General features: G+C 43.4%; 11 protein-coding genes. 5 read left to right on the forward strand and 6 right to left on the reverse strand.

Translation table 11 applies throughout. The annotated features are described in order from the left end of the window. The coding region (gene gatB / locus WC615_RS19465; RefSeq protein ID WP_372979735.1) for an Asp-tRNA(Asn)/Glu-tRNA(Gln) amidotransferase subunit GatB at positions 1–1065 on the reverse strand (1065 nt) is incomplete at its 3' end. Positions 1066–1277: 212 nt separating this feature from the next. Here gatB and WC615_RS19470 point away from each other — a divergent pair. Together WC615_RS19470 and WC615_RS19475 are read left to right on the forward strand one after the other, a co-directional pair. Then, positions 1278–1865, forward strand: coding sequence for a hypothetical protein (locus tag WC615_RS19470; protein WP_372979736.1), 588 nt, complete (start codon positions 1278–1280; stop codon positions 1863–1865). A gap of 170 nt (positions 1866–2035) precedes the next feature. Beyond that, a complete protein-coding gene (locus WC615_RS19475) occupies positions 2036–2515 on the forward strand; it encodes a hypothetical protein (RefSeq protein WP_372979737.1) in 480 nt (159 codons plus the stop codon). A 240-nt stretch (positions 2516–2755) separates the two neighbouring features. Here WC615_RS19475 and alaS read toward each other — a convergent pair whose 3' ends face one another. Next, entirely contained in the window at positions 2756–5446 is a 2691-nt protein-coding gene (gene alaS, locus WC615_RS19480) for an alanine--tRNA ligase (protein ID WP_372979738.1), read from the reverse strand. 228 nt (positions 5447–5674) lie between these two features. Between alaS and WC615_RS19485 the strand changes: the two genes are divergently transcribed. The 3 genes from WC615_RS19485 to WC615_RS19495 all read left to right on the forward strand — a co-directional run bounded on the left by WC615_RS19485 (position 5675) and on the right by WC615_RS19495 (position 8881). Further along, positions 5675–6010 carry a MerR family transcriptional regulator gene (locus WC615_RS19485; RefSeq protein ID WP_372979739.1) on the forward strand — a complete coding sequence of 112 codons (336 nt, stop codon included), beginning with the start codon at positions 5675–5677 and terminating at the stop codon, positions 6008–6010. 58 nt (positions 6011–6068) lie between these two features. Then, the gene (locus WC615_RS19490; RefSeq protein ID WP_372979740.1) at positions 6069–8165 is read left to right on the forward strand and encodes a ComEC/Rec2 family competence protein; all 2097 of its coding nucleotides are present in this window, start codon (positions 6069–6071) and stop codon (positions 8163–8165) included. Positions 8166–8233: 68 nt separating this feature from the next. Next, positions 8234–8881, forward strand: a complete 648-nt coding sequence (locus tag WC615_RS19495) for a DUF4412 domain-containing protein (protein ID WP_372979741.1) — start codon at positions 8234–8236, stop codon at positions 8879–8881. 56 nt (positions 8882–8937) lie between these two features. Here the strand turns inward: WC615_RS19495 and WC615_RS19500 are convergent, their stop codons facing one another. Genes WC615_RS19500 through WC615_RS19515 form a run of 4 tightly spaced genes read right to left on the reverse strand, consistent with a single transcriptional unit; the run spans position 8938 to position 12062 of the window. Next, on the reverse strand, positions 8938–9543 hold the full coding sequence (locus WC615_RS19500; protein ID WP_372979742.1) for a hypothetical protein: 606 nt from the start codon (positions 9541–9543) through the stop codon (positions 8938–8940). Between the two features lie 5 nt (positions 9544–9548). Beyond that, entirely contained in the window at positions 9549–10814 is a 1266-nt protein-coding gene (gene bioA, locus WC615_RS19505) for an adenosylmethionine--8-amino-7-oxononanoate transaminase (RefSeq protein ID WP_372979743.1), read from the reverse strand. Further along, entirely contained in the window at positions 10811–11257 is a 447-nt protein-coding gene (locus WC615_RS19510; protein ID WP_191176676.1) for an NUDIX domain-containing protein, read from the reverse strand. The genes bioA and WC615_RS19510 overlap by 4 nt, the downstream gene beginning before the upstream one ends. Further along, positions 11250–12062, reverse strand: coding sequence for a cation diffusion facilitator family transporter (locus WC615_RS19515; RefSeq protein WP_372979744.1), 813 nt, complete (start codon positions 12060–12062; stop codon positions 11250–11252). The genes WC615_RS19510 and WC615_RS19515 overlap by 8 nt, the downstream gene beginning before the upstream one ends. Positions 12063–12411: the final 349 nt, after the last annotated feature.

Consider the following 12411-nt stretch of genomic DNA (forward strand, 5'->3'; position numbering starts at 1 on the left):
CCAGTTGGCTGCCGACTTATAGTTGGCGGTATGTTTTATCAGTTCTTCAAAATAAGCGGCAAATTCCTTATCGGCAATAATAACGCCCGCATCGTAGTCAGACAGGCCAAGCTTTTGGGTATATTTTTCAAAAAGTTGGTTTGGCAATGCCGGCATATTACTGCGGATAGCTGCCAGTTGTGCCTCCGTTATTTGTACGGGCATCAGGTCGGGCTCGGGGAAATAGCGGTAATCATTCGCCATTTCCTTAGAGCGCAATACGGATGTTTCGCCTGTATCAGCATTAAAGTTAAGCGTGTTCTGATCTATGCGGCCACCATTCTCAATAACCTCTACCTGGCGTGCAAATTCATGCTCGATAGCGCGCTGTACGTTCCGGATAGAGTTCAGGTTCTTCACCTCACATCGGTTGCCATACTGGGCCGCGCCCCTTAACCTAACAGAGATATTGGCATCGCAACGCATGCTGCCTTCTTCCATATTGCCATCGCAAATATCAAGGTAACGCAACAGGCGACGGATCTCGGTCAGGAACTGGCCGGCCTCTTCGGCACTGCGCAGGTCCGGCTCAGATACTATTTCTATTAACGGCACCCCTGCCCTGTTCAGGTCAATCAGCGAATAATGATCGTGCTGGTCGTGTGAGCTTTTGCCGGCATCGTCTTCCATGTGGATATGATGGATGGCAATAGTTTTTGAAGTACCATCGGCAAGTTTTACGGTAACACCACCGCCAAGGCATATAGGCTGCTGATCTTGCGTGGTTTGGTAGCCCTTTGGCAAATCGGCATAAAAGTAATTTTTACGGGCGAAGGTATTATTAAGATTAATGCTGCAATTACAGGCCAGGCCCATTTTTATCGCGTACTCAACCATTTTTTTATTAATACGCGGCAATGTGCCGGGATGCCCCAGCGATACCGGACTAACATGATGATTAGGCTCGGCGCCAAAGGCTGCCGAATCTGACGAAAATGCTTTACTTAAAGTAGATAATTGCGCGTGTACTTCTAATCCAACAACCAACTCGTACTTATCACTCACGCCGCTTTGTAGAACTGCCATATTGTATATTCAGCTGTTTTTCAGCATTGATCAAACATGCCAAATATAGCGTTATATGTTATTTTTTATAGCTATTTTTTGAAAAGCATGCAAAAACCTCCTTATTATATTTAGCCATGTGTAAATCTTTTTATTAAACCTTGCGTTAAGGTAATGGTCTGTTAAAATAAGGCATGCAATTTGCCTGTGCAGAAACATAATTAGAAGATACCATGAAAAAACTCATTTTAGGGATGCTTGCAAGTTGCTTTATACTGGCAGCATCTGTTACCCAAACAAAGGCCCAGGTAAGCGTAAACCTTAATGTTGGCACCTGGACCCCGCCTGCGGAATACGCGGATGCCAATTATTATTACCTGCCTGATGTAAACAGCTATTATTACGTACCAACGCACCAGTACATTTATTTAAGCGGCAATAACTGGGTTTGGCGTAACACCCTGCCTGTAAGATACAACTACTATAACATTAACGATGGTTATAAAGTAGCGGTTTACCGCCCAAGGCCTTACCGTTATTATAATTACGACAGAGTGCATTATGCACACTACCGCGGCGTAAAAAATGTAATTGTACGCGACCGTTACTATAGGCCCCGCGCCCGCGTAATTAACCGCACCCATTACGTAAACCGCCCTGCAAGGGTGGTAAACCGTACAAGGATTGTGAACAGGCCCACCAGGGTGGTTAACCGCCCCGCGCACTTTAACCACCCCGCACAAGGAAGACCACAAGGCCATGGAGGCGGCAACAGGGGCAACGGCGGTGGCAACAGAGGGCATGGCAAAGGCCATCATTAATTGATTTATATGAAAACATTAAAATAAGAAAGACCGCCCAATCTGGCGGTCTTTCTTATTTTAATAAAACACGTATTATACATTATCAACCAGGCATTTAAACATTTACAGCAATTATATGTCTATATGCTTACACTTACGATACACACTTAAATTTTATTTGAAGAAACATGAAAAAATTAATTTTAGGAACATTTGCAAGCCTTTTTATACTTGCAGCATCCGTTAACACAGCCAAAGCACAAATAAGTGTTAATTTAAATATTGGCAGTTGGACACCTCCCGCAGAATACTCAAATGTAGATTACTATTACCTACCCGATGTTGAGAGTTATTACTACGCACCTAAAAAGCAATTTGTTTATTTAGACGGCGGCCACTGGGTTTGGAGGAGCTCCCTGCCTGCAAGGTACAGCAGCTACAGGCTTGATAATGGTTATAAAGTTGCCGTGAACAGGCCAAGGGCATATACATATTTTGAAACCGACCGTGTGCGTTATGCCAAATACAAAGGCTCAAATAAAAAGGTTGTGATACGTGGCAACTCTTACAATGCCCATAACAAGGTAAAATATATTAAAGTTAAAGGCAATAACGGTAACGGAAAAGGGCATGGAAACGGCAACGGAAAAGGACATGGTAAACACTAAATAATCTTCATGTATAAATAAGAAAGGCCGTTTTTTAAACGGCCTTTCTTATTTATATGCTTGTCTATCATGCCTCAGCGTTCACGTTCACTGCCGTGAACGCAACTAAAATTCACAATCCACTAACAATCAACGTTTTTAAATATTGGGTACTGACAAAACAGTGCCACCATTTCGTTTAGAATAATGAGTAACTAATATTTAAGCTTTGACAACTTTTAAAAAGTTGTTAAAGCTAACCTATAAAAAGCTTTTGGCTTTTGCTAAAGCGTTATCAATACCGCTTACATCGCTGCCGCCGGCTGTAGCGAAGAATGGCTGACCGCCGCCCCCGCCTTTAACCTCTTTGGCCAGCTCTTTTACGATATTACCCGCATGCAGGCCTTTTTCTTTCACCAAGGCCTCGTCTATCATTACCGTGATACTTGGTTTGCCATTAATATTGGCTGCCAGCACCAAAAACAGGTTTGGAACGATATCTTTTAAATTATAAGCCAGGTTTTTAATAGCATCGGCATTGGGCAATTCAACCTTTTGGGCGATGAAATTGATGCCGTTGATTGCTTCGGCAGTTTTAGCCAGATCATCTTTTAAGCCGGATGCTTTCATCAATACCGCTTTCTCCAGTTCCTTTTTCATGCGGTTGTTATCCTCAATGAGGTTTTCAACGCTTTTGGCCAGGTCGGCTGGGTTTCTAAGCAGTTCTTTCAGATTTTTAACCAAACGGCCTTCTTCCTGGATATAATTTACGGAATGGTAGCTGGTGATAGCTTCGATACGGCGTACACCCGCTGCTACAGCGCTTTCGCCGGTTATTTTAAAGAAACCTATCTCGGCAGTGTTTTGTACGTGCGTACCACCGCAAAGCTCCTTGCTGAATTTATCGTCGAATGTAATTACGCGCACAAAGTCGCCATATTTTTCACCGAACAAAGCCGTAACGCCGCTTGCAATGGCATCACCGTAATATACATTGCGTTCTTCTTTCAGCGGGATGCCTGCACGTACCTTTTCGTTAACAATACGTTCCAGCACTTCTATCTCGTCGTCGGTAACTTTTTGGAAGTGCGAAAAATCGAAACGCAGCTGATCCGGGTTAACTAACGACCCCTTTTGGTTTACATGTTCGCCCAAAGTTTCTTTCAAAGCGGCATGCAGCAAGTGCGTGGCCGAGTGATTAGCGTTGGTCATGATGCGTTTGCCCATATCAACGTACGCCATAAAGCGGGTTGGCATTGGGTTTGGCAATGTCCATTCTGCAGGGCCATCCTGTGTGTAATAAGGCATCAGATTGGCATAATGAATAATTAGACCATTCTCTTTTTTGGTATCAGTTACCTCGAACGACAATGGGCCTTTCTGCTCATCATACCATTCGCTGGTTAACATGCCGGTATCACCCACCTGGCCACCACCTTCAGCGTAGAAAGGTGTACGGTTCAGTACTATCTGGTATTGCTCCTTACCCTGTGCCGTTACTTTACGATATTTTAAGATATCGCAGTCGGTCTGGATCTCATCATAACCCACAAAATTGGTGTTATCGCCACCGCGAAGCACCACCCAATCGCCTGCGCTAACGGCTGTAGCAGCACGGGAACGGAGTTTTTGGCCTTGAAGGGCTTGTTCAAAGCCTTCCAAATCAACAGATCCGCAAATTTCACGAGCCATTAACTCTGTTAAATCGATAGGGAAACCATAAGTATCTGATAATTCAAAAGCTGTGGCTCCAGAAATGATTTTATCACCTCCCGCTGTTACTTCTTTAAATTTCCTGATACCAGCAGATAATGTCCTTAAGAAAGAAACCTCTTCTTCCAAAATCACCTTCTGCACAAAATCTTTCTGAGCGTATAATTCATCAAACACACCTTTAAACTGCTCGGCCAGTAAAGGCACCAACTCATTAAAGAATGGTTCTTTAAAATCTAAAGTTTGATAGCTGTAACGTACTGCACGGCGTAATATCCTGCGGATAACATAACCTGCTTTATTACTTGCAGGCAGTTGCCCGTCGGCAATGGCGAAGCTTATAGCGCGGATATGGTCGGCCAGTACGCGCATAGCAACGGCATCATTCCAATCGGCATCACCGGGTTTAGCCGCGCTGTTATATTTTTTACCGCTTTTCTCTGCAATGAACTGGATCATCGGCTGGAAAACATCGCTGTCATAGTTCGAAGTCTTACCTTGCAGCACACGTACCAAACGCTCAAAGCCCATCCCGGTATCTACATGTTTGTTCGGCAATGGCTGTAATGAGCCATCTTTCAGCCTGTTAAACTGCATAAATACGTTATTCCAGATCTCTATCACCTGGTCGTGGTCCGCATTTACTAATGATGCACCGCTAACTTCAGCACGCTCATTATCCGGGCGACTATCAAAGTGGATCTCCGAACATGGGCCGCAGGGGCCGGTTTCGCCCATTTCCCAAAAGTTATCTTTTTTGTTGCCGGGCAATATGCGGTCTTCGGGCACATACTGTTTCCACAGATCGTAGGTTTCGGTATCTTTTTCAAGGCCTTCCTTCTCGTCGCCTTCAAAATAGGTTACGTACAGGCGGCTTTTATCAAGCTTGTAAACCTCTGTTAACAGTTCCCAGCTCCAGGCAATGGCTTCTTTTTTAAAGTAGTCGCCAAAGCTCCAGTTGCCCAACATCTCAAACATGGTGTGGTGATAGGTATCAATACCCACCTCTTCCAGATCGTTATGCTTGCCGCTAACACGCAGGCAGCGTTGCGTATCGGCTACGCGCGGTGCTTTTGCAGGTGCTTCGCCCAAAAACACATCTTTAAACTGGTTCATCCCTGCGTTGGTAAACATCAGGGTTGGGTCGTTTTTAACAATAATAGGTGCGCTCGGCACAATAATGTGGCCTTTAGAAGCGAAAAAATCAAGAAAAGCCTGGCGTATTTCTTTAGCGGTCATAGTAATAAATAGTTTGCAAAAATGTGAATTTTTTTCACATAATTTCACACTTTCATTAACAACCCGTCATTGCGAGGTACGAAGCAATCTCCCGATAGGTTAAGCGGCTATGCAAAGTTCTGAGATTGCTTCGTACCTCGCAATGACGCTCGGAGAAAAGCCGCGGGCAGCGCCATAAAATCCGAAACCGAAATTCCGAAATCTAAAATCAAAACTTTACATTTGCGTATGCCTTACAAAGACCGCGAGATCAGCAAAATGTACTACACCATGGGTGAGGTTTCGGCCATGTTTGGTGTTAACCAGTCGTTGCTACGTTTTTATGAGAAAGAATTTAGCGTACTACAGCCTAAAAAGAACAAAAAAGGAAACCGCTACTTTACCCCTGAAGACCTGGAGAATTTTAAGATCATCTTCCACCTGATAAACGATAAAGGCTACACCCTGCAAGGCGCAAAAGACCACCTGAAAAACAACATGGGCGATACCCGCGACAATCAACGCGTGATAGATTCGCTGGAAAACATGAAAAAATTCCTGCTGGAAGTACGCGACCAGTTGTAATTAGCCGCAGATATTCTAATTTTATTCCCGGTTGCCTTATCACCGCGAATAAAACACTATGATAGCTAAGCACAAAGGTGAGATACCTGTTGTTGTACTTCTACTCCCCTTTTTAGCTGGCATAAGCTGTGGATTTTTCTATCCGGGCGTTAATACCTCATTTACTTTAATTGCGCTTGTAGCAGTAAGCCTCTTATTTATCGGCCTTAATTTGTGGTACACGCCGCTTAAGGTTTACAAAATACGATGGTATGGCGGTGTGCTCATTTTCCCGATACTGTTTCTGCTGGGATTATTTATCACAGCCCGTAACAATGAGTTGAATAACGCCGATCATTTTTCGAAAGTCCCATCGCAACAACTTGTTGCCGTTATTACATCCGAACCAAAAGTAAAAGACGACCTGGTACGTTTTACCGCAGCTATAAGGCAACGCGTTAGCAACGGGCAGGCCACTAAAACCACCGGTAGCATCCTGATCACCATTAAAGATGAGCTGGCTAAAAACACGTTTTACGGTGAAGAATTGCTGATACCAGCCAAATACACGCCGGTAGACCCTCCCTTTAACCCCGGCGAGTTTAATTATAAAAAGTACCTGGCTAATAAAAACGTTTACTACCAGGCTTTTTTATACCCCGGTCAGTATAAAGTTATTACAGCCGGGCAAGCCAACCCCGTAATAGCATACGCACTGCGCACAAGGCAAAACCTTGTAGATAAGCTAAAACAAAACATGCAGGATACCACAGCCATAGCGGTTGCATCAACCCTGATTTTGGGTTACAAGGCCGATCTGAGCAACGAGGTTTTGCAGGCTTATTCAAAAACGGGCACAATCCATATCCTGTCGGTTTCGGGCGGGCATGTGGCCATTATTTATTTGCTGCTGGGCTGGGCACTGGGTTTCATGAATGGTTATAAACATGGTAAGCTATTAAAAGCCATACTCATCATCGCATTGATTTGGATTTATGCGCTACTCACCGGGTTTTCGCCTGCTGTGTGCAGGGCCGCGGTGATGATCAGTTTGGTTATCAGCGGTAAAACGTATAGCAGGTATATTAATAGTTTAAACCTGCTGGCAGCATCGGCATTCGCATTGTTGCTGTATGATCCTTTTTTGCTGATGGATGTGGGTTTCCAACTCTCCTATCTTGCAGTAGGCGGCCTGGTTGTTTTCCAACCGATGGTTTACCAATGGTTTAGCTTTAAGAATGGCGTAGCCGATAAGTTGTGGATGGCATGTTCGGTATCGATAGCCGCACAGGTTATTACTTTTCCGCTCAGTGCGTATTACTTTCACCAGTTCCCGGTTTACTTTTTGGTGAGCAACCTGCTTATCATTATCCCGGTAAGCATTATTATGTATAGCGGGCTGCTGCTTTTGGTACTGCCACAATTACCTTATGTGTCAAAAACATTAGGCTATGTTCTTGAACACACCATCCTGCTGACAAATAAGGTGCTGGCCATTATTGAGCATTCGCCCTACGCCAGCATTAACAAAATATGGCTCAGTAAACTGGAGTACCTGCTGTTGTATGCTATCATCATCCTGGCGTTTTACTTTTTATACAATAAAAGTAAATGGCTTATCACAGCGGCGCTTGGGTGCACCCTGGTATTCAGCGTAAGTATCGGCCTTAAAAAATTGAGTGCAGACAGCGCCCGGTCGGTAACTTTTTTAAGCCTCCGGAAACATACAGGTATCGTGTTTAAAAATGGCAACAGCGGAGTTGTTTTAAGCGATCTGCCAGAGAATGATAAGAATTTTCAGTATTCCGTACAACCATGTTTGGATAGCAGCCGCATTACCAATTATAAGGTGTACCCATTGAATGCAGATATCAAAACGCAGTATGTTTTAAAACGCGGCGGCTTAGTGGCCTTTCAAAATAAAAACCTGCTGCTTTTAAACGATGCGAGCAAAATACAGTCTATCCCGCAGCAATTAAAGATAGATTATTTGTATTTGAGTGATAATTACCCTGTTGATACCGGTTCTTTTAAAAATAAAGTGCTGATTATTGACGGAAGCTGCTCTGATAAATATATAAATAGCTTATTGAAAACGGCTAAAAATATAGATTTTAAATACCATGTATTGAAACGTAACAAATCGCTGAATATGCTATCTAATTGGTACAAATAACTAAAAATATCTTAAAAAACTTGCACACGAGTTAATTACACACTAAATTGTACTATTAAATTAAAACTATGAAGAACAAACTATTTACTGCTGCACTGGGCCTTGCTCTTACCGCAACAGCTATCAGCGCAAGCGCGCAAAAAGTTTATAAAGAAGGCGTTATGGTTGTTACTACAAGCATGCAAGGCCAAACAGTTGAACTTAAAAACTATTTCAGGGCAGATAGTGCCGCTGCAACTTTCTCTGCCGGCCCGGCAAATATTAAGGTTTTAACCGATGCAAAACACAGCTATATGGCTGTTTTGGTTGATGTAGCCGTTGCTTCTATTAAAAAAGCAGCTATCTATTCTCCGGCCGAGGTTGAAGAAGAAATGTCAAAAATGCCGGTTTTAACTTTTACACCAGGCACTGAAACAAAAGTTATCTCAGGTTTTAACTGCAAAAAAGTAGTAGCTAAAGATTCTAAATCGGGCAAAACCTTTGATGTATGGGTTACAAATGATGTTTCTGCACCATCAACAGCAGTTCAAAGCTATTATGCTAATGTTGGTGGTTTCCCGGTACAGTACACCACTTTCCGCGAGGGGCAATCTACTGAGGTTACTGTTAAAAGCTTAACAGATCAAAAAGTACCTGCAGGTACCTTTGGTATTCCGTCTGACTTTGACAAGATCACTTTAGATGACCTTAAAGCATTGAGCGGCGGCGGTAACTAAACCAATCTGTTTATAAATATGAAAGCCCGGTAGTTTTTAATTACCGGGCTTTATTTTTAGTTAAGCTCCGTACATAAGCTGTTTACCCATTGGTGAAACAAACGGGTTTCCATATCAACCGACTTTTGCGCATGGCTCTCCCACTCGGGCGAGAATTTTTGCAGTTGGTTTATCATTTCTTCCAGGTGCCCCTCTTCTTCTAATATGATAGATTTTACGTTCACCTTGCTACCAACAGCATCTAATGCATCCTGGTAAATCGGATAAAGTTCATCGGCGCGTACCTCAATAGCATAAGTTACCAGCAGGTATGCGGCAAAACGCAATTCGGCGCCGGTTAAATGCAATTCTTTTTTCAGGTAACGGCAAACATCAATATCCAGTTGGTTTAAATAATATTTACTGAATGCTGGCGCTATAAGATACTCTGCAGCATAGGTAGGCAGCGCTTTTCCTGTTTTTTCTATCTGTTTTTTCAGGTAAAAGGCATGGCGGTGTTCTTCGGCGGCATGCTTTAATATAATGTAGGTAACCGTAGCAGGGTCTTCACTTGCTGATATTTTGCGTGCACCGGTATTCTCCATTAACGACAGCGTATTTAACCAGCGGGCGTGTAAATGGTTATCGGCAATTATTTGAGGTAGTATTGTGTTTAGTTCCATATTTATCAGATCTCGTTAAGGGCTTGCTCAACGGTGGTGTAAATGTAATCGAGTTCGGTATCAGTTATGCAATATGGGGGTAAAATGTAAATAATGTTACCCAGGGGCCGTAGTATAATACCCTTATTTAAAAAGTAATGGTAAAGCTTATCGCGCAAACCGCTAAAGTACGAAGTGTTATTCCCTGTCTCCCACTCCATCGCTAAGATGGTGCCTGTTTGGCGCGTTGTTTTTAAAGACTTGTGACCCTTTATTTTATCAGCAAATACTGTGTGCCTTGCAACAATACGGTCAATGTTTTTTTGTGTTGATGCATCCACGAACAGATCAAGGCTGGCCAGTGCCGCGGCACAAGCTACCGGGTTTGCTGTATAAGAGTGCCCATGGAAAAGTGTCTTCATCTTATCGTCAGATAAAAAAGCGTTATACATGTCCTGCGTGCAAGTTGTAAGGCCGAAAGCCATTGTACCGCCTGTTAACCCTTTCGAGAAGCACATAATATCGGGTTGTGTTTGCAGATGGTTACATGCAAACGCCTTACCTGTGCGCCCAAAGCCAGTAAACACCTCATCCGCAATAAGCATTACCCCTTCCTTACGGCAGTGCGCCATCAATTCGTCGAGGTATTTTGCCTCATACATAACCATCCCTGCAGAGCCCTGAACCAATGGCTCGAAAATGAAGCATGATACATTGGTCTTGATACTTGATACTAAAGACTTGATACTTTCTATATTCTTTTCATCCGGCAGGTCAATAAACTCTACCTCAAACAAAAGGCTGTCAAAAGCCGCGGTAAAGGCGCTGCGGCCGCTAACCGACATAGCGCCGAACGTATCACCGTGATAGGCATTTTTAAAGGCAATGATTTTTGTGCGCTCCTGGCCCTTATTGTGCCAGTATTGCAGGCACATTTTTATAGCAACCTCTACAGCAGTTGAGCCATTATCCGAATAAAATGCTTTTGCCTGGTTTGATGGCAGGATGGCCAGCAGGCGCTCGGCCAGTTCAACCGCGCCGGGGTGTGTAAAACCTGCAAAGATGACATGCTCTAACTGCAGTAATTGTTCGGCTATTTTTTTAGCGATATAAGGGTGCGAATGCCCGTGAATGTTTACCCACCATGATGATATGGCATCAATGTATTTTGTACCGTCTTCGGTATATAAACAAGTGCCTTCGCCCCTAACAATGGGTATTGGCGGCTGCGCCGTTTGCATTTGTGTGTATGGGTGCCATATAACCTGCAGGTCGCGTTCAGCTAAATTCATATCGTTTTAATTAACAGGTCTGTCACGTATTGGTCTGTCGGGAAAGTAAAATCATCTACTGTAAGTTCGCTTAGCTTTACCCAGCGAAAGGCCTGCAATATGTCGCCTTCGCCGTCAAAATCAAACACTATGGTTTTGGTAGCAAAACGCAGATCAGAGACAGCCTTAACCAGGTAATAAACGCTGATGATCTGCGAATCGTTAAAGGCCGATTTTACAAAGAAATCAGTAGTATAGAAATGGCTGATCACTTCTACTTCAGTATTACATTCTTCAACAAATTCGCGTTTAAGGCCCTCTATCAGCCCCTCGCCATACTCTAACCCACCACCGGGGAATTTCGTAAAACGGATACCGTGCTCCTGCTCATCACTTATTAACACTTCGTTATCATCATTAATAAGTAAACCGTATACCCGTACGTTGAAAAACTTTTTACTCATAATGTTTTTTGTTACGCATTACCTTGTCCATCGTCCAGGGGATATCTTCCGTTTTTGCTTCGCTCCTTATTGGGCAATTAGGCATGCTGCAATAGTGGCAGCAATCCGGCAGGCACGGGTCTGTATGGATAAAAAATTCTGTTGTAATACCCGCGTTCTTATTCACCAGTTTTTCTACCAGTTTAACTTCCTCATGCACCCGGTTCAGGTCGAAATAATTGGGCAGGGTAAGGTGGCAATCAATATGTAGCTCGTTACCATACTTTTGCGCGCGCAGGTTATGTATATCTATCCACTCTTCGCGGCGCTGTTCGCCCAAAACCTTTACTACATCGCTTACAATAATAAAATCGGTCTCGTCCATTAACCCGGCTACCGATCTGCGGATAAGCTTATAACCCATATATAAAATATATGCACCAACAAGTATAGACAGCGCACTATCCAGCCATAGTATCTTTGTAAAATGTATCAACAACAGGCCAACAACCAGGCCGCTGCTGGTAACAGCATCTGTTAGCAGGTGATGCCCATCGGCTTCTATAGTGATAGAAGGCAGCGATTTCCCCTTACGTATCATGTAGTACCCCAGGCCGCCGTTTATAGCACCGGTAACACCTATTATGGTGGCACCCAATAACAGGTCATGAATAACCTCGGGATAAAAAATACTGTAAGTTGATTTGATGATGATGATAAGCCCTGCTATGCCAACCAGCGCGCCTTCTATAAATACCGAAAAATACTCCACCTTGCCATGGCCATAAGGATGGTTCTCGTCCCGCGGCTGCGATGCCAGATACAAAGTTGGAGTTTGTAAGAAAGTATGCGCCAAACTTCATTACCATGAGCACTGCACCGGTAATAAGCGATATCAGAATTATCCTTTTTTGTTCCTTCAAAACCAACCTTTTTAGAGAGGCCAAACTTACGGAAATTTAGGCTTGCAGATAAGTTAATATCAAAAAACAACTACTCAATACCGGCCTATTCTTCCGTACCGTATCAGCATATAACTATATGCTACCAATACAACCAACACCATAAGCATAGCAATAGCACCAAACACTAATAATATGGTTTGCAAAGGCGACAACCGCGTAAAAAAGTTAGGCTTTTTTATCCCCAGTTTTTCTTTTAAAAAAATTGCTGCC

This window comes from Mucilaginibacter sp., from assembly GCF_041663085.1.
Lineage (GTDB): Bacteria > Bacteroidota > Bacteroidia > Sphingobacteriales > Sphingobacteriaceae > Mucilaginibacter.